Annotated in this window: 20 protein-coding genes; 14 read left to right on the forward strand and 6 right to left on the reverse strand. The window is 72.5% G+C overall.

Features of this window, described 5'->3' with window-relative positions:
* Window positions 1-98: 98 nt before the first annotated feature.
* Window positions 99-530, reverse strand: coding sequence for a MarR family transcriptional regulator (locus tag ACSYGO_RS04210; protein ID WP_426679984.1), 432 nt, complete (start codon window positions 528-530; stop codon window positions 99-101).
* A gap of 197 nt (window positions 531-727) precedes the next feature.
* Here ACSYGO_RS04210 and ACSYGO_RS04215 point away from each other — a divergent pair, with 197 nt between their 5' ends.
* From ACSYGO_RS04215 to ACSYGO_RS04240, 6 genes are all read left to right on the forward strand, one after another.
* Window positions 728-1,948 (forward strand): PP2C family protein-serine/threonine phosphatase, encoded by a 1,221-nt coding sequence (locus ACSYGO_RS04215; protein WP_432176054.1) that lies wholly within the window; start codon window positions 728-730, stop codon window positions 1,946-1,948.
* 133 nt (window positions 1,949-2,081) lie between these two features.
* Window positions 2,082-2,981, forward strand: a complete 900-nt coding sequence (locus ACSYGO_RS04220) for an STAS domain-containing protein (RefSeq protein WP_432176053.1) — start codon at window positions 2,082-2,084, stop codon at window positions 2,979-2,981.
* On the forward strand, window positions 2,978-3,397 hold the full coding sequence (locus ACSYGO_RS04225; RefSeq protein WP_432176052.1) for an STAS domain-containing protein: 420 nt from the start codon (window positions 2,978-2,980) through the stop codon (window positions 3,395-3,397). The genes ACSYGO_RS04220 and ACSYGO_RS04225 overlap by 4 nt, the downstream gene beginning before the upstream one ends.
* Window positions 3,398-3,444: 47 nt before the next feature.
* Window positions 3,445-3,840 (forward strand): anti-sigma regulatory factor, encoded by a 396-nt coding sequence (locus ACSYGO_RS04230; RefSeq protein ID WP_426680034.1) that lies wholly within the window; start codon window positions 3,445-3,447, stop codon window positions 3,838-3,840.
* A complete protein-coding gene (locus tag ACSYGO_RS04235) occupies window positions 3,837-4,910 on the forward strand; it encodes an anti-sigma regulatory factor (protein ID WP_432176051.1) in 1,074 nt (357 codons plus the stop codon). The genes ACSYGO_RS04230 and ACSYGO_RS04235 overlap by 4 nt, the downstream gene beginning before the upstream one ends.
* Entirely contained in the window at window positions 4,907-6,676 is a 1,770-nt protein-coding gene (locus tag ACSYGO_RS04240) for a PP2C family protein-serine/threonine phosphatase (RefSeq protein ID WP_426679979.1), read from the forward strand. Before ACSYGO_RS04235 ends, ACSYGO_RS04240 begins: the two co-directional genes overlap by 4 nt.
* 80 nt (window positions 6,677-6,756) lie before the next feature.
* On the opposite strand, the gene ACSYGO_RS04245 is transcribed toward ACSYGO_RS04240, so the two are convergent.
* The 3 genes from ACSYGO_RS04245 to ACSYGO_RS04255 form a co-directional block, all read right to left on the reverse strand.
* Window positions 6,757-7,194 carry a MarR family winged helix-turn-helix transcriptional regulator gene (locus tag ACSYGO_RS04245; RefSeq protein ID WP_460385795.1) on the reverse strand — a complete coding sequence of 146 codons (438 nt, stop codon included), beginning with the start codon at window positions 7,192-7,194 and terminating at the stop codon, window positions 6,757-6,759.
* Window positions 7,195-7,478: 284 nt separating this feature from the next.
* Entirely contained in the window at window positions 7,479-7,889 is a 411-nt protein-coding gene (locus ACSYGO_RS04250; RefSeq protein WP_095932128.1) for an ATP-binding protein, read from the reverse strand.
* A gap of 271 nt (window positions 7,890-8,160) precedes the next feature.
* Window positions 8,161-8,865 carry a GAF and ANTAR domain-containing protein gene (locus tag ACSYGO_RS04255; RefSeq protein ID WP_426679977.1) on the reverse strand — a complete coding sequence of 235 codons (705 nt, stop codon included), beginning with the start codon at window positions 8,863-8,865 and terminating at the stop codon, window positions 8,161-8,163.
* 252 nt (window positions 8,866-9,117) lie between these two features.
* On the opposite strand from ACSYGO_RS04255, the gene ACSYGO_RS04260 reads away from it, so the two are divergent.
* The 4 genes from ACSYGO_RS04260 to ACSYGO_RS04275 all read left to right on the forward strand — a co-directional run bounded on the left by ACSYGO_RS04260 (window position 9,118) and on the right by ACSYGO_RS04275 (window position 10,979).
* A complete protein-coding gene (locus ACSYGO_RS04260) occupies window positions 9,118-9,378 on the forward strand; it encodes a WhiB family transcriptional regulator (RefSeq protein ID WP_426679976.1) in 261 nt (86 codons plus the stop codon).
* 153 nt (window positions 9,379-9,531) lie between these two features.
* The gene (locus ACSYGO_RS04265; protein WP_432189281.1) at window positions 9,532-9,912 is read left to right on the forward strand and encodes an ATP-binding protein; all 381 of its coding nucleotides are present in this window, start codon (window positions 9,532-9,534) and stop codon (window positions 9,910-9,912) included.
* Window positions 9,913-10,049: 137 nt separating this feature from the next.
* Window positions 10,050-10,406, forward strand: a complete 357-nt coding sequence (locus tag ACSYGO_RS04270; protein ID WP_426679974.1) for a hypothetical protein — start codon at window positions 10,050-10,052, stop codon at window positions 10,404-10,406.
* Between the two features lie 228 nt (window positions 10,407-10,634).
* Window positions 10,635-10,979, forward strand: coding sequence for a hypothetical protein (locus ACSYGO_RS04275; protein WP_432189280.1), 345 nt, complete (start codon window positions 10,635-10,637; stop codon window positions 10,977-10,979).
* Window positions 10,980-11,342: 363 nt separating this feature from the next.
* On the opposite strand, the gene ACSYGO_RS04280 is transcribed toward ACSYGO_RS04275, so the two are convergent.
* Window positions 11,343-11,516, reverse strand: a complete 174-nt coding sequence (locus ACSYGO_RS04280; RefSeq protein ID WP_078629094.1) for a CsbD family protein — start codon at window positions 11,514-11,516, stop codon at window positions 11,343-11,345.
* Window positions 11,517-12,018: 502 nt separating this feature from the next.
* Between ACSYGO_RS04280 and ACSYGO_RS04285 the strand changes: the two genes are divergently transcribed.
* From ACSYGO_RS04285 to ACSYGO_RS04300, 4 genes are all read left to right on the forward strand, one after another.
* On the forward strand, window positions 12,019-12,399 hold the full coding sequence (locus tag ACSYGO_RS04285; protein WP_426679972.1) for a DoxX family protein: 381 nt from the start codon (window positions 12,019-12,021) through the stop codon (window positions 12,397-12,399).
* Window positions 12,396-12,863: a peroxiredoxin gene (locus ACSYGO_RS04290; RefSeq protein WP_095932136.1), complete on the forward strand. Its 468-nt coding sequence runs from the start codon at window positions 12,396-12,398 to the stop codon at window positions 12,861-12,863. The genes ACSYGO_RS04285 and ACSYGO_RS04290 overlap by 4 nt, the downstream gene beginning before the upstream one ends.
* 291 nt (window positions 12,864-13,154) lie before the next feature.
* A complete protein-coding gene (locus ACSYGO_RS04295) occupies window positions 13,155-14,006 on the forward strand; it encodes a class I SAM-dependent methyltransferase (protein ID WP_432176047.1) in 852 nt (283 codons plus the stop codon).
* Window positions 14,003-14,950 carry a TauD/TfdA dioxygenase family protein gene (locus ACSYGO_RS04300; RefSeq protein WP_426679970.1) on the forward strand — a complete coding sequence of 316 codons (948 nt, stop codon included), beginning with the start codon at window positions 14,003-14,005 and terminating at the stop codon, window positions 14,948-14,950. Before ACSYGO_RS04295 ends, ACSYGO_RS04300 begins: the two co-directional genes overlap by 4 nt.
* 67 nt (window positions 14,951-15,017) lie before the next feature.
* Here the strand turns inward: ACSYGO_RS04300 and ACSYGO_RS04305 are convergent, their stop codons facing one another.
* Entirely contained in the window at window positions 15,018-16,484 is a 1,467-nt protein-coding gene (locus tag ACSYGO_RS04305; RefSeq protein ID WP_460385796.1) for an FAD-binding protein, read from the reverse strand.
* Between the last annotated feature and the right edge of the window lie 107 nt (window positions 16,485-16,591).

Raw genomic sequence — 16,591 nt, forward strand, 5'->3', positions numbered from 1 at the left:
CCTGGGACATTGCAGTGGGTGAACTCGGCTGCCCACTCGGGACGACAGCCGCGCAGGAACCGGAACAGGCCGGCGCCCGCCTGCCGGGAGCGTGCCGGTCAGGCCGTGGCGGCGCCCATCGTGTCGTCCTCGTGCATCTGCGCCGCCGCGGCCGTGCAGAAGGCCTCCAGCCCCTCCACGAGCGCCTTCCGCTTGGCCGCGGGCATCTGCGCCAGCACGGCCTCCAGGGCCTGCTCGCGGCGTGTCCGCAGCTCCTCGAGGAACGAGGTGCCCCGAGGGCTGAGGAAGAGGCGCAGCTCACGGCGGCTGGTGGAGCTGGGCCTCCGGTCGACGTACCCCACCGCCTGGAGCCGGTCGCAGAGCCTGCTCGTCGAGGGCGGAGTGGAGCCGAGCGCGTCGGCGAGCGTCCGCAGATTGATTCCCTCGTTGTGCTCCAGGATGAACAGCACGCGCAGTTGGGAAGCCGAGACCGGTGCCGTCGAGGCCCGCCCCCACAGAATCTCCAGCAGCTCGGCCGCCTCGGAGGTCACACGAGCCACCTCGCTGGGCTGCGGACGCGGGCCGGAGGAAGTCACCGTCTCACTCTCCCAGTCTTCGTGCGCGCTGTCAGCCTGCAAAGGCTCCCACACGACCAAACAATAGACAGCGGTACCCATCAACGACCGAACCGCTCCCCAGGAGCGCGGACCGGGCATCGCCCTGATCGAAGAATGGCATATCCGACATCGTGAACAGATTCGTGGCCGCGGAGCGGGCATTGCGCACGGCGGCACCCCACCAGTTGCTGGACGCGGTCCGTGCCGTGCTGTGCCGTCATTACGCGGCCGAGTCCGTCGAACTCTTCATGGCCGACTACGGACTCACCGTGCTCCAGCCCGTCTCCGTCCTGCCGCACACACTCGAACCCGTGGGAGTGCACAGCAGCCCGCAGGGCCGGGCCTTCGGCGCCCAGGAGACCTTCACCGAACCGCACAGCGGCGACCGTCGCCAGGTGCACCTCCCGGTGACGGTGCGCGGCGACCGGCTCGGCGTCCTGTCCGTCATGCTGCCCCAGGGAGCCTGCGACACCGACGCGCTGGCCGAGCTCGCCGACATCGCGGAAGTCCTCGCCCACGAGGTGCTCGTGGCCGAACGGGACACCGACCTGTACCTCCAGGCGCGGCGCAAGGACCGGCTGACGCTGGCGGCCGAGATGCAGTGGCAGCTGCTCCCGGGGCGTTCCTGCTCGCGGCCCGAGTACGAACTCGGCGCCCAACTGGAGCCCGCGTACGCGATCTTCGGCGACAACTTCGACTGGTCGTCCAGCGCCGACCGCCTGCTGCTCTACATCACCAACGGGATGGGCGAGGGCATCGAGGCCTCGCTGCTGACCAATCTGGGCATCAACGCCCTGCGCAACGCCCGGCGTGCGGGCATCGCCCTCCAGGACCAGGCGGCCCTCGCCGACCAGGCGATCTACGCCCAGTACCGTGGCTCCTCGTACCTGTCGGTCCTCATGCTCGACTTCGACCTGTCCACGGGACGCATGCGGGTCATCGACGCGGGCTCGCCCCAGATGGTGCGGCTGCGCGGCAGGACCGTCGAGCGGGTCGACTTCGAGGCGCAACTGCCGCTGGGCATGTTCGAGGAGACCGACTACATCGTGCAGGAATTCGAGGTGGAACCCGGCGACCGGCTGCTGTTCGTCAGTGACGGCGTGTACGCGGTCACCGGGCCGGGCGGCGAGAAATACGGGGAGAACGCGCTGGCCAAGGCGATCACCTCCACGAGACTGCTGCCCGCCACCGAGGTGCCACGCGCCGTCCTGCGCGAACTGTCGGGGCACCGCGGCAGGCCCAAGCCGGAGGACGACGCCCTGGTGGTGTGCCTGGACTGGAACGGTCGCCGGCCGGCCGAAGCGGGCCCGGAGACCGGCCCCGGGCGGGACGCGGAAACCCCCTCCCCCTGAAGATGATCTCCACGAGCCGAGCGGGTGTCGTCCGCGCACAGGCCGTGGCTACAGTTGTCGCACGACAAGAGATCATGCCGTGGCAGGTGTCCCGGCACCGGCAGGCGTACAGACATCCGAAGGAGACGAGCAGGTGGCGGACCACGAGGCAGCGGGAGAGCGGACATCGTCGGCACAGGAGGTGGGGGCGTTCCTGCGTCGCCGCCGCGAGCAGATCGCCCAGCGCTGGGCCGACGAGACGCTGTTCCGCACCGTCTTCACGATGTCCCGGGACGAGGCCGTGGAGGCCTGCCGGGCCGTGGTGGAGGCGCTGGCCGCGGTGGCCGTGGCGGACCAGGTCGAGAACCTGGGGGCGGCGGGCTTCATCGCCGTGCGCGACCAGCTCGGACGCATGGTGGCGTCGCGCACCCGCACGGGGGCCGGTTCCACCCAGATCGCCGACGAGGTGGCCGCCCTGCGGACGCCGGTCGCCGAACTTCTGCGCTCCGAACTCGACGGTTCGCCCTCCGGCCGGGCCGAGGAGCGTTCGGTCACCCTCACCGCCCTGCTGGGAACCCTGCGGCTGGTCGTCCTGGAGACGGCACTCACCGCGGGGCAGGAGCTCATCGACCGGCAGCGCCTCCAGCTGCTGGAGGTGGCCACCCCCGTCATCAAACTCTGGGACGGTGTCGTCGCCGTCCCGCTGATCGGCACCCTGGACAGCGCACGCAGCCAGGTCGTGATGGAGAGCCTGCTCGACGCAGTCGTCAGCCAGCAGGCCCGGTTCGCCATCCTGGACATCACCGGGGTGCCGACCGTGGACTCCCTCGTCGCCCAGCACCTGATGAAGACCGTGGCGGCAGCCCGACTCATGGGGGCCGAGTGCATCGTGTCGGGCATCCGCCCCGCCATCGCCCAGACCATCGTCCACCTCGGCATCGACCTCGGATCGGTGATCACCCGGGCCAGCCTCGCCGATGCCCTCGCGTACGCGCTGCACGAGCAGGGCAGCGTGGTCGTGGACAGGAACCGCACCGGTACGAGCGCGCGATGACCGGCCCGATCCACGGCTCCCCGGGCACCCATGTGCCCGTGCTCAAGCTCGGCAACGTCCTGCTCGTCACGCTCCAGGGCGAGTTGCACGACCGCGCCGCCGAACAGCTGCAGCACGACATCGGCGAGGCCATCGAGGCCAGTTCCGTCACCGGCGTCGTCATCGACATCTCCGGCGTCGAGATCGTCGACTCGTTCCTGGGCCGTGTGTTCGCGGAGATCGCCGCCCAGGCGAAACTGCTCGCGGCGCAGACGGTCGTCGCGGGCATGCGGCCCGCCGTCGCCATCACCCTGGTCGAGCTGGGCCTCACCCTGCCCGGTCTGCGCACCGCGCTCGACGCCCAGCAGGCCATGCAGATGCTCGACCGGGCGTCCGCGCCCGTCCCCCACAGTCCAGTACGCCGGGAGAGCCCGTGACGGAAACCTCCGGCTCCGTCACCGCCTGCCTGCCGATCCACTCGGACATGGATCTCGCGTGGGTGCGCCAGCACGTGCGCCAGGCAGCGGCCCAGCTCGGATTCGGCCTCGTCGAGCAGACGAAGCTGGTCACCGCGGCGAGCGAACTCGCCCGCAACACCCTGGTGCACGGCGGAGGAGGCCAGGTCGAGTCCACCGCCCTGACGAACGGGATCTCTCGGGGCCTGCGTCTGACGTTCAGGGACGAGGGGCCCGGCATCACCGACGTCCAGCGGGCGCTCAGCGACGGCTACACCTCCGGCGGGGGCCTCGGGCTGGGACTGGGCGGAGCCCGGCGCCTGGTCCACGAGTTCTCCATCGACAGCCGTCCCGACGAGGGCACCGCCGTCACGGTGATCTGCTGGGTCGGCGGTCCGCCCCACCCGCGCAAGGAGGGCCGATGACGCGTGTGTGGGACATCCCCGTCCACGACTCCACCCGGGTCCGCGACGTCCGGGTGGCGGCCGAGGCCGCGTGCGGCCACGCCGGGCTCGACCAGGGACGCACGGCCGTGGCCGCGCTCGTCGCCACGGAACTCGCCACCAACCTGCTCAAGCACGCGGGCGGCGGGCAGATCCTGATCGACACCCCGGTGGCCGACCTCTCGGTCTCCGGCGACGAGCAGGTCCCCGGGCTCCAGATCGTGGCCGTCGACCACGGACCGGGCATGCCCGACCTCGCGGCGGCGCTGCGCGACGGGTATTCGACGACGGCCTCGCTGGGCGCCGGACTCGGCACCTGCCGTCGTATCGCCGACGGCTTCGGCGTGCACACCGTGCCGGGGCAGGGCACGGTGGCCGTGGCCCGCGTCCACGCGGCCCGCGGGGAGCAGCAGCCCGGACGTGTCCCCACGGCGGGCTCCCCGGTGCGGGCGGGCGGCGTCAACATCCCGCTGCGGGCGGCCGAGCACTCCGGCGACGCCTGGGCCTGCATACGCTCCGGCGACTTCGTGACCCTGCTGCTGGCCGACGGGCTCGGCCACGGCCCGGCCGCCGCGGAAGCCTCCGACGCGGCCGTACGACTCCTGCGCCAGTGTGCGCACCTGCCACCGCCCGACCTGCTCGGGGAGTTGCACGGCGCGCTGCGCGCCACCCGGGGAGCAGCGATCGCGGTGGCCCGGCTCGATCTCGCCGCCGGACAGCTGGACTTCGCCGGCATCGGCAACGTAGGTGCCCGGCTGGGCGCCGACGGCACCTGGCGGCCGCTGCTGTCGCACCCCGGAATCGTGGGCGCGCACCGTCCGGCCCGGCTGCCCGGCTCCCGGACCCCCTGGGCCTCCGACAGCGTGCTCGTCCTGCACAGCGACGGTCTGCCCAGCCGCTGGGCTCCCCCGCCCGTCGCCTCCCTCGTCTCCCTGGACCCCGCCGTGTCGGCAGCCGTGATCGTGCGCGATTCGAGCAGTGCGGCCCGCCCCGTGCGGGACGACACCACCGTGGCCGTGCTGAACCCCACCCCACTGGACCCTCAGACATGACGCAGACCTGGCAGATCACCACGGTCGACGACGCGGCCCGGGCGCGGGTCGCCACGGCCCGGCTCGCCGCCGCCCACGGTGTCTCCCCCCTCGACCGCACGCGCCTCGTCGCCGCCCTGAGCGCGCAGCTGCGACAGTGCCTCGTCAAGGGCGGCAGCTGGCAGTTGACCCTGCGGACCACGGCGCCCACGGCCGGGGAGCGCGGCGGGCGGCTCACGGCCGTCGTCCGTCAGCAGGAGGCGAACGCCTCGGCGGACAAGCCGGGTTGGCAGACCTCGGTCGGCCTCCCGGACGGCAGCGGCGGCGCGATCCCGGCACAACTGCCCGGCGGCCGCACGGTCCTGGCCGATGCCCTGCTCAGCGCCGACGAGGACACCTCGCTGGTCCTGGACAAGCTCGCCGAGCAGGAGGAACTGGTCGCCTTCCACCGGGAGGAACTGCACCAGACCAACCAGGGCGTCCTGGCGCTGCACGCGGAACTCGACGCGGCCGGGCGGGTGCAGCGCGAGCTGTTCACCGCCGAACGCGAGGCCCGTACGGAGGCGGAGAGCGCCCGGCACAGACTGACGTTCCTCGCCGACGCCAGCGCGGACCTCACCGCCTCGCTCAACCACGAGGAGATCCTGCACCGCCTGCCGGAACTCCTGGTCCCCGCCTACGCCCAGAGCGCCGAGGTGTGGCTCTTCACCGAGGAGAGCACGGGCCACAAGCAGGACCCCCACCCCGCGGCCGCCGTCGCCGCCGCGCGCACCGGCCGCCCCCAGTACGCCGCCGACCACCCGGGCGGGCTGCCCGGCGTGGACGACCATCCGCCGTCGGCTCTGCACCCGACGCAGGCCCTGCTGTGCATCCCGCTGCCGGCCCGCACCGCGCCCCTGGGGGTGGTGACGCTGACCTCGCCGCGGGAGCGGTGGAACTCCGACGACGTCATCATGCTCGTCGAACTCGCCCGCCGGGCCGGCATCGCGATAGACCACGCCCAGCGCTTCGAGCACAGCCGGGACATCGCGGAGACCCTGCAACGCGCCCTACTCACCGACCTGCCGGCCACCCCCGGCCTCAGCCTCGCGGCGCGCTACCTCCCGGCCACCCACGGTCTGAACATCGGCGGCGACTGGTACGACGCCTTCCGGCAGCCCGACGGGGGTCTCGTGGCGGTCATGGGCGACGTCACCGGCCACGGCCTGCACGCGGCCGTCATGATGAGCCAGTTGCGCACCGCGCTGCGCGCCTACGCGGTGGCCGGTGGAACGCCGGGCCGGCTGCTCACCCAACTGCACTCTTTCCTGCACCACTTGCAGCCCGACCTGTACGCGACCGCGGTCATCGCCCGTTTCCATCCCGAGGAGACGACCGTCACCTGGGCCGCCGCCGGACATCCGCCGCCGGTGCTGCGCGGCCCGGACGGCCGGGTGCGGGTCCTGGACGCCAAGCCGGGCGCGATGCTGGGCATACCGCTGCACCAGGAAATCCGCGACCACACGGAACACATGCCGCCGGGGTCGACACTCGCCCTCTACACCGACGGTCTGGTGGAGCGCAGGGCCCAGGGCATCGACCCGGGCATCCGGCGCCTGGCCGACACGCTCGCGGCCCAGCGCACCTCCGACCTGGACCATCATCTGGAGCGAGCGGCCGACCGCATCCTGGATCCGATGCTGTACGACTCGCAGCGGGACGACGACGTCTGTCTGCTCCTGTGCCACATCGGCGGGTCGTCGGTCACGGCGCCCTCGGTGGACCGGGCGCGCGGGGCCTCCGCCTGATCCTGGGAGGGCCGACCGTACGGGGGCCCGACCGTACGGGGCCCGACCGTACGAGGGGACGGGCGAGCTCCTGATCGGCTCTACCCGTCCGCCCCGCTGCCGGCGCCGGGAGAGCGGCGGGCGTCCCGGAACGCCCGCAACCCCTCGTCCAGCGCGGTCCGTTGGACGGGGCTCATGGCCGCCAGGACGGCGGACAGGCTCAGCGTCCTGCGCTCACCGATCTCGGTGAGGAGCTGGCCGCCCTGGGGCGTGAGCAGGAGTTGCAGAGCGCGCCGGTTGTGGGGGTGCGGGACGCGCTGCACCAGACCAGCGGCCTCCAGGCGATCGCACAGCCGGCTCGCGGCGGGCAGCGCGATGCCGACCATGTCGGCCAGTTCGGTGAGGTTGAGCTCGGAGCGGCCGCCGACGGCCTTCAGCGCCTTCAACTGGTGGGCGGACAGCCGGGGGGTGACCATCTCGCCCGAGGAGGTCCACAGTTCGACGAGGGTCTCCACGGCGTCGGCGATCCGGCCCGCCACGGCTTCCGGGCGGCTTCCCGGTGCCGGGGGGCTGCCGGGCTCCGGACGACCGCCCGCGTCGGGTCGGCTCCCGGGCCCCGGCTGACGGCCCGCGTCCGCACGGCTCCCGGGCCCCGGACGACGGTGGTCTCCCGGCTCCACGGCGTGCTGCACGTCCCCGTCATCCGCCACGGGTCATCACGCGCTCCCCCGGGGCCGGTTCGCGACACGCTCCCGGCCGGCGGAGGACTCCGTCACGGCGGGTGTCGCTGCTGGATCGCGAATGATGCTTCGTCCTCGGGTTCTCAGAAGGGCACGACGGCACGGACGGTCTTGCCGTCCGGGCGGAAGTTCACGGTCAGTTCGGCGGACAGACGTCGCACCATGGGCCAGCCGAAGCCGCCCTGCCCCGTGTAGTCCACGCGGCGCGGACGGGGTGGCGAGGGGTCCTCGTCGGAGACGGAGATGCCGACCCCGTACCCCATGTCCTGGAGGGCGACGCTGCACCAGCGGCCGCGCGCGTGGCGTACGGCGTTGGTCACCAGTTCCGACACCACCAGAGTGATGGCCTCGACGACGTCCCGCGGCACGTGCCCCGGCAGGCCGCCGACGAACGTCCGCACCATGCGTCGTGCGCGTTCCGCCGCCTGTGGCTCGCGCTCCAGCCTCGCGTCGCAGACCGAGCCGGAGTCAGGGAGCGGTTCGACGGTCGTCATGCCTCGGCCTCCCTCGCCGTGTCGATGTCGATGGCGTGCACCGCGTGCACGCGACGCCACCCGGTGTCCGGCCGACGTGCCGGGCGGGCTGCAGCCCTCCTTCCCGCCTCCGGCAAGCCCATGTCATGAGATCACTCACCTTCACATCCCGGTCACACCCGGGCGCCGCGCCGCAGGATCCGGGGCGCCCGGCGACCGGTGCCCCGAGGCCGGGCGGGCGCCCCCGCCGGACCGCGCGGGCGGCATCCCGTCGCTCAGGTCCCGCCCCCGGCTACGTGGGCTTCTCGCCCGTCTCGCAGATGCGGCGGGCGATCTCGCGCAGCTTGATGTTGTGATCCTGCGAGGCCTTCTTCAGGACCTTGAAGGCGTCTTCCTCGCTCAGGCCGTGCCGCTCCATGAGGATGCCCATGGCCTCGCCGATCTCGTGACGGGTCTCCAGGGCGTCCCCGAGCTGCTGGTGGGTGCGGGCCGCCGAGAAGGCGACGGCCGCGTGGGAGGCGAGTATCCAGCCGGCGGTCTGGGCCGACTCGTCGAAGGTGCGCGGCACGTGGGAGTACACGTTCAGCGCGCCGAGCTCGTCCTCGTCCGTGAAGAGCAGGAAGCCCATCATGCTGCCCATGCCGAGCTTCGTCATCTCGGGCGCGAAGCTGGACCACCGCTCGTGCGGCCGGCGCAGGTCCTCGATGACGTAGAGCTGCTGCCGGTCGGTGACGGCGTCGAAGCACGGGCCCTCACGCAGATCCTGCTGGATCCGGTCCGCCATGCGCACCACGTCGCTGGTCGCCGCCAGGGCTCGCACCTCGCCCCGACGCACCGTGAGGATGCCCGCCTCGTCGCATCCGTTGATCAGTACGGTCGCGTGCTCGACGATCCGGTCCAAGGTGGCCTGGACCGAATCCTGAGCCAGCAGATCACGTGCCATGTCCGCCAGGGCGACGGAGAACTCCTGCCACACTTCGCCGGACTCGTGCGCCATGTCCCACCTGCTCATCCGTCGGAACGCCGCCCGCGTTCACCTGGGATTCCATCTTGCCACCCGGCCGCGCGCACCGTGCCGGACCGGCACTTTCGGCCCCGTCCGGGACCGGGCCGCGTTGCCTGATCCCGGTGGGCCGGGGCCGCGCCACCGGAGTCCGATCGCACCTCCCCTGTTTCATCCGGGCGATCAAGGGTGACCCGAGAAGGGACCGAACCCATGAGTACGACCCCTCACGACCAAGGAGGTCCTATGAGCGACTGGCGAGAATCCGCCGCGTGCCGATCCGTCGACCCCGACCTGTTCTTCCCCATCGGCCACACGGGCCCCGCCGTGTTCCAGATCGAGGAGGCGAAGGCCGTCTGCCGGGCCTGCCCCGTGCGTGACGCGTGCCTGCGCTGGGCCCTCGACACGGGCCAGGCCATCGGCATCTGGGGCGGCACGAGCGAGGCCGAACGGCGGGCGCTGGCGCGGCGCGAGGCCCGTCGCCGATCGCGGGACACCACGGCGTAGAGGGGGCGACGGGAGGCCGGTCCCGGTCCGCGCCCGCGGGCCCCACACCGCGAAGCAGTACGGAATCCGGCCGACGAGATCCGGGAAGGCGCGATGGAAATCGAACCCAGTCGGGACAAGAACCGGTCGGGTGCGGAGATCGAGACTCTCACCATGACCTTTGCGGGTCGGCTGCAGAACGTGACCGACGCGCGCCTGGCCGCCGAGGGCTTTCTGCGCGACCTCGCGCGGGCGTCGCCGCCGTCGGCGGCGGAGCACTGGGACGACGTCCTGCTCGTGGTGACGGAACTGGCCGCGAACACGATCCAGTACGCCCCCGGCCCCTTCGAGCTCCATATGCGCCCCACCATCACGCGCGACGGCGTGCACGTGACGTTGCGCGACGGCAGCAGCACCCCGCCGACCCCACGCCGCTTCCGTCCCGCCGAGGGCGGCGGGGGCATCGGCTGGCACCTCGTCCACGCGCTCTGCGACCAGGTGAGCGTGGTGACGCGGCCCGACGGCAAGGACGTGCACGCCTTCCTCCCCTGGTGAACGCCCCGGCCCGCGGTCCGGGGGCGACCACCGCTCGGCGGGACGTTCTTCCGTCGACAGGTGTCGGTGCTGCTCGCGGGGGCAGACGGGACTGCCTGAGGAGTCATCACTCGCCGGTACGCGAACGAGGTGGAGCAGTGAGCCTGCAGCAGGACCGAATGCCGGACCCCGCCCCCGGCGGCGACCCGGGCGACGCCAGGGCGCATCCCTCCGAGCAGGAGCACGCCGCCTGGTCGCGGGTACGCCGTACGGCGACGGGGATGGGACATCACGCGGCCAAGAACGCGCTGGCCGCCGCCAGGAAGGCGGCCGAGGACGATTCGCTCATCGGCCAGGACGCGTTCCTCGCGCGGGCGGTCGCGGAGGAGTGGGCACGGATCACCGAGACCCTGGCCGACCGCGCGGGGACGTACGACCCTGCCGACGATCCCTTCGTCCAGGGCGAGCTCGCGGCCCGGGCGCATCAGGAAGAGACGGCGGTCCACGATCGCTGACCGGAACGGCCGCACGCGCCTCGCGCCGGGCACGCCGCGGGCTCCGGACGATGCCCACGGGCACCGTCCGACCGCATTGTCAGTGCCCTGAGGAACAATGCTGAGCAGCGAGAACGTCACCGCCCAGACGGCAGGTGATCCGCCCCGTCCGTCGAAAGGCCGCATGGAGATGACGCCCACCCCGCACCGCCGCGCCGTGCCGCGAGTCCTGAGCGGAGGCCGGTGACGATGCTCCGCGCGCTTTCCCGCCCGCACGCGCCGCTGGGCGCCGGTGGTGCCGAGGTCCTGCGGCTGATCACGGAGCGGCGGTTCCCGGTGTTCCTCACCGTGCACACCAACGGCCGCCGCAGGTACGGCTATTGGCAGCCCTCCCGCACCGGCGACGGACGGGGTGGCTGCCATGTCGCGCTGCCCACGGACGAATGCGACGCGCTGCACGCCGCCGGCCGGATCGTGCTGGGGGACCCGCTGGAGGATCCGGGCAAGACCACGTATCCGGTGCGGGCCGCAGCCGCCGCGGCGCGTGGCGCGGCAGGCGTCGCGAGTGCGTCTCGGCACGCTTTGACGGCCTGAGGGACGACGCGGCTCACGCGGCGCCGACGCCGACCCGGCGGGGGCGTCGCCGCTCGAAGCGGCTCTCGCGGGGCGCGGCCGTACGACTCACCGCCGATTCCGGTGAGCGCTGCAGGCGCACGGCCCTTGCGGGGATCGCTGCGCGTGCCTGAACCTCACGGGGATCGCCGTGCGTGCACGACGCCTGCCGCTCACCGCGGTTTTCCGTGCGCGCATGCCACGGGGCCCGCCGCGACTTCGCGCTGCGGGCCCCGTGAAAGCGTCTCGGATGGCATCTGTCCGCCAATACCGGATTCCGTGACGTCCGGTACCGGATTCGGTGCGCGTTGCCACCTGATGCGGCGCCGGTCGTCCGTGACGCATTCAGTGGCGGAAGACGTCCTTCGTCTTTTCCTTGGCCTGCCGGGCGTCACCCTTCGCCTGCTCGGTCCGGCCCTCGGCGGTCAACCGCTCGTTGCCGACCGCGCGTCCGGCGGTCTCCTTGGCCTTGCCCTTGGCCTGCTCCATCTTGGCTTTGGCCTTCTGGTCCTTGGCCACAGCAGTTCACATCCTCACTGCCTCGACACATGTGATCCACCTCCACGACTCACCGTGAAAGGGAACTCCAAACGCCGTCGGCCGTGAATTCCTGCGGATTCCCGCACATCGTCGTGAACGCCGTACCGGAACGTGTCCGGGTGAGCGGGCCCCGCCCCAATGCGGATGGTGGGCGGGACCCGTTCACCCTTCCATTTTGTGTAGGTGTTCGGGCCGTCGGCAGCGAGTGAGCCGAGGCATCTGCGCACCACCGCGCACACCCCGTGTGCGGACCGTGCGCCCGGGGTGCGTCCGCGGCGATGCCGAGCCGGTCGCGCCGTCGAGGGCGCAAGCCGTCCGGTCGGACGAACCGAAGGGGCAGGCGGGCAAGCGGGCAAGCGGGCAAGCGGGCAAGGAGCGTACGCAGGCGTCGTCCGCGTCCCGCAAGCGCGTGCACCCCGCACTTCCCTTCCACTTACCGTCCAGTAATATCGCGCGTCAGTGTCCCCCTGAGGAGGAACCCGTGCCACGGTCGGAACGCTCACCCCTGCTGCTCGCCGGCCTGCTGGCCACGGCGGGCGTAGCCCACTTCGTCTCTCCGCGCCAGTTCGACGCGACCATCCCGCGGGCCCTGCCGGGCGCCCCGCGGACCTGGACCTACGCGAGCGGTGTCGCCGAACTGGCCCTGGCCGCCGGTCTGGTGTCGCCCCGCACGCGCCGCGCCGCCGCGCGTGCCGCCGCCGCCTTCTTCGTCGGCGTGTTCCCCGCGAACGTGCAGATGGCCGTCGACTGGCGGGACCGCCCCGCCCCGCAGCGGACCGCGGCGCTGGCACGCCTTCCGCTCCAGGTGCCGCTGGTCCTGTGGGCACGCGGCGTCGCCCGGAACGCGCAGGGGCAGTCATGACGGGCCGGATGAACGTCGGGGACACGGTCGAGGACTTCACGCTGCCGGACGAGAGCGGAACGGACCGGCGGCTGTCGGAACTCCTCTCCGACGGCCCCGTGGTGCTGTTCTTCTACCCGGCCGCCCTCACCCCGGGCTGCACCGCCGAGGCCTGTCATTTCCGTGATCTGGCCGCGGAGTTCGCCGCCGCCGGGGCGAGTCCCGTCGGGATCAGCGGTGACCCGGTCGACCGGCAGCAGGAGTTCGCCGACCGGCACACACTCGGGTTCCCCCTGCTGTCCGACCCCGAGGGCGTCGTCCGCGAACGCTTCGGCGTGAAGCGCGGCTTCTCCCTGGCCCCCACGAAGCGGGCCACCTTCGTGATCGCGCAGGACCGGACGGTCCTGGAGATCGTCCGGAGCGAGCTGCGGATGAGCGCGCACGCCGACCGCGCCCTCGCCGTCCTGCGCGACCACAAGGGCTGACGCGACCACAAGGGCCGGCCGGACGCTCCGGGCGACACGGCCGCTCTTCGGTCACCGCCCGCGTCCCCTCGGGTGTTCCTCCTCCGGCGGGCGTTCTCCGCCGGCGCCCCGGCGTCCCCCGTACGGCCGCACGGCGTCCGGCGGGGTGACGTCGGCCGCGCCCGCATGCGCCCGGCAGCGGGCCGGACGAGCGCGTGCACGGGGCCTCCGCAGGGCCGAAGCTGGGGTCGAGACCAGCGAGGCGCGCGGTGCCGCCGCCGCGCGCGTGCCGAAGGAGGAGGACACACCCACGTGCCTGCCAAGAACGTCTCCGTCAATCGCGCGGCCCTCGGGCACCGCGTCGCCTACGCGCTGCGCCACCCCGGGCGGGTGCCCCGTCATGTCGCCCGTGCCGCCCGCGACGCGTGGCTGCGCCACCGCTGGCCGGACCACATCTCGTACTACCGCGCGGTGATGCGCTCCGACACACGTGCCGACCCGGACGCGGCCGTCGGCAGCCGCAGCCACGAGCGGTGGCTCGCCCTGGGCGCCCTGCAGTTCGACTACCTGCTCGGCCACGGCCTGCGCCCCGAGCACCGGATGCTGGAGATCGGCTGCGGCAATCTGCGGGCGGGCTGGCGGTTCATCAGGCACCTGGAACCCGGGCACTACTACGGCATCGACATCTCCCCCGACATCCTGCTGGCCGCGCAGGACACGATGGTGCGCATGGAGCTCCAGAAGCAGCTCCCCACGCTCACCCCGGTGCGCGACCTGAAGCTGGGTTTCCTGCCGGACGCCCACTTCGACGTGGTGCACGCGCACAGCGTCTTCTCCCACTCCCCGCTCCCCGTCATCGAGGAGTGCTTCGCCCACGTCGGCAGGGTGCTGGCCCCCGGGGGCTGGTTCGACTTCACCTTCGACCGCACCGAGGGCGCGGAGCACCACGTGCTGCGCGAGGACTTCTACTACCGCACCGAGACCCTCCTGGCCCTGGCCGAGAAGCACGGTCTGGCCGGTCGCTTCATGGACGACTGGGAGGAACTGCCGCACGGTCAGTCGAAGATCCGCGTCACCCACCGCGACGCGCCCTGTCCGGCGACGGGCCCACACGTCATGCTGGAGCCCGACGAATCGACCGCACGATCGACGGAGCCCACATGACGGACCAGGTCGCACGACTCGAGGTGAAGCCGGTCGCCGGCCACATCGGCGCCGAAGTCACCGGAGTCGACCTGGCCGACGAGTTGGACGACACCGTCGTCGCCCGCATCCGGGAGGCGGTGCTGCGATGGAAGGTGGTGTTCTTCCGGGACCAGCACCTCGACCACGCCTCCCACATCGCGTTCGCACGGCGGTTCGGCGAGCCGGTCCGCCTCCGTTCGCGCGGCAGCGCGTCACCGAAGGACTTCCCCGAGGTGGAGACGACCGCCGACCGGCTGGAACTGGGCGGGCGTTACGGCATGGGTCACGAGGAGTGGCTGCGCCGGCGGCGCCATTCGCTCCTGCGGGGCTGGCACTGCGACCACGGTGCCCGGGTCGATCCGCCCGCCGCGACGATCCTGCGTGCCGAGACCGTGCCGCCGTACGGCGGTGACACCACCTGGTCCAATCTGGCCGTCGCCTACGCGGGTCTGTCGGAGCCGGTGCGGGAGTTCGTCGACGGGCTGCGCGCCGAGCACCGGCTCGGTGTCGGCTACCAGACGCGGCCCGGGGACGACGCGTACCTGCGCCATCTGCTGGACCATCAGATCGCCTCCGACCACCCGCTGGTGAGGGTGCACCCGGAGACCGGCGAACGGGTCCTGTTCGTCAACGGCTACTACATCGAGCAGCTCATCGGGCTGTCCCGGCCGGAGAGCGGGGCGATCCTGGAGATGCTGCTGGAGCAGGCCACCCGCCCCGAGTACACGGTCCGGTTCCGGTGGGAGCCGGGCAGCGTGGCCTTCTGGGACAACCGGGCCACGATCCATCTGGCGCCCGGGGACACCGCGCACGTGGACCATCCGCGGATCATGCACCGCGTGATGCTCGCCGGGGACGTCCCGGTCGGTACGGACGGCAAGCCGTCCGTACCGATCGTGGGCAGTGAGCCGCAGCGTTGGTGAGCGGTGCCCGTGAGCGCCGGGCCGCTGGCACCAGGGGTGACCGGCGGCGTTCCGGGGCATGCCTCCGTCAGAAGATGCCCTGGCCCGGGACGAGGATGCCGCGCGGGTCGTAGGTGTGCCGGGCGGTGGCCAGCCGGCGCCAGGCGGGCCCGAAGTGCTCGCGCCAGTCGGCGGGTGCGAAGGGGACGGAACCGACCGGGTAGTGGGTGCCGCCAGCCGCGTGGACGGTGTCGTAGGCGGCGCGGTTGGCGGCGAGCAGACGGTCGACGGTGGCCGTGTCGTCGGGCGGGGTGGTGCGCAGGACGGCCAGCAGGTACGGCACTCGGTCGTCGGGCATGCGCAGCAGTGGGGTGCCGAGCCGGTCGCGCAGCAGCGGGTAGAGGAGGACGACACCCGGGCCGAGGTCCTCGGGGGTGAGGTCGTCCAGCACGGCTCCGGCGACGGCGGCGGCCGTGCGACCGGGCAGCAGCAGGTTGAGCCACGGGTGGGCGTACGCCCACAGGCCCGCCTCCTTCAGCGCGGCGACACTCGGCGCGAGCCGGTCGAGGAAGTCGCAGTACGCAAGGTCCGACTTCTGTACGCCCGACGGGTCGTGGCGCAGCCGGCTCAGCAGCCGGGCGTCGTCGGGAGCGGGCCCGACGGGCGGGCCGTAGGCGACCGCTTCGAGGAGGTAGCCGCGGAAGGCTCCGCCGGCGTCCGGGGTGACCTGGCCCTCGACGTAGGCGAAGCGCCCCTCCTCGACGAGCCGTCGCTGGTCGTCGAGGAAGACCCGCAGGTCGTCGTACGGCAGAAGGTAGTGGCGCACGGTCTCGGGTGCGCGGACCAGACGCAGGGTGGCCCCGACGACCACGGCGCACTGACCGAGTCCCGCGAGCACGGCGAGGAACAGGTCGCGGTGGCGGGTCGGGGAGCAGCGTACGAGCTCGCCCGCGCCGGTGACGACCTGGAGTTCCGTGACGTTGTCGACCTGGGCGCCCTGCTGGTGGGTCTGGCCGCCCAGACCGCCGACCGACAGAGTGCCGCCGACGGAGAGTTCGAGATAGTCGGTGAAGGTCGGTGGTGTGAGTCCGTGGGCGATCGTGGCCTTGGCGACGTCGCTCCACTTGGCGCCCGCCCCGACCGTGACCGTCCTGCTGCCCGGTCCGACCGGGCCGATGTCCGCGAGCGGCGTGGTCTCGATGACCAGCCCTCCGTCGACCTGGGCCTGCCCCTGGGTGGCGTGGCCCTGGCCCCTGGGAGCGACCTTGACGCGATGTGTGTTGCAGAAGCGGATCATCGCGACGACGTCCTGGACCGAGCCCGGTCGCAGAACGGCGACGGGACGCCGGTGGACGATGTGCCCGAAGTCGTCGGCGGCGGCCCCGAGCGAGGCGTCGTCGGTGTGGATGCTCCCGTCCAGCGGCGGGAGGCCGGTCAGCGGCCGGGCGGACGTGGTGGTCGCCCAGCTTCGGGTGAAGGGGTCGAATCCGATGACCGCGGCTCCGGCGGCCGCGAGGCCGTGCAGTGCGGTACGTCGCGAAGGGGTCCGGGGCACGCGCTCCTCCTGGGGCGGGCGGGATGCAGCGGTCGACTGCCGCCGATCATAAGGCAGTTGGGTCTTGAACCAAGGGAAAACGATGTTGCGGGTGTCGCACCCGCCCC

It is taken from the genome of Streptomyces krungchingensis (assembly GCF_054729265.1).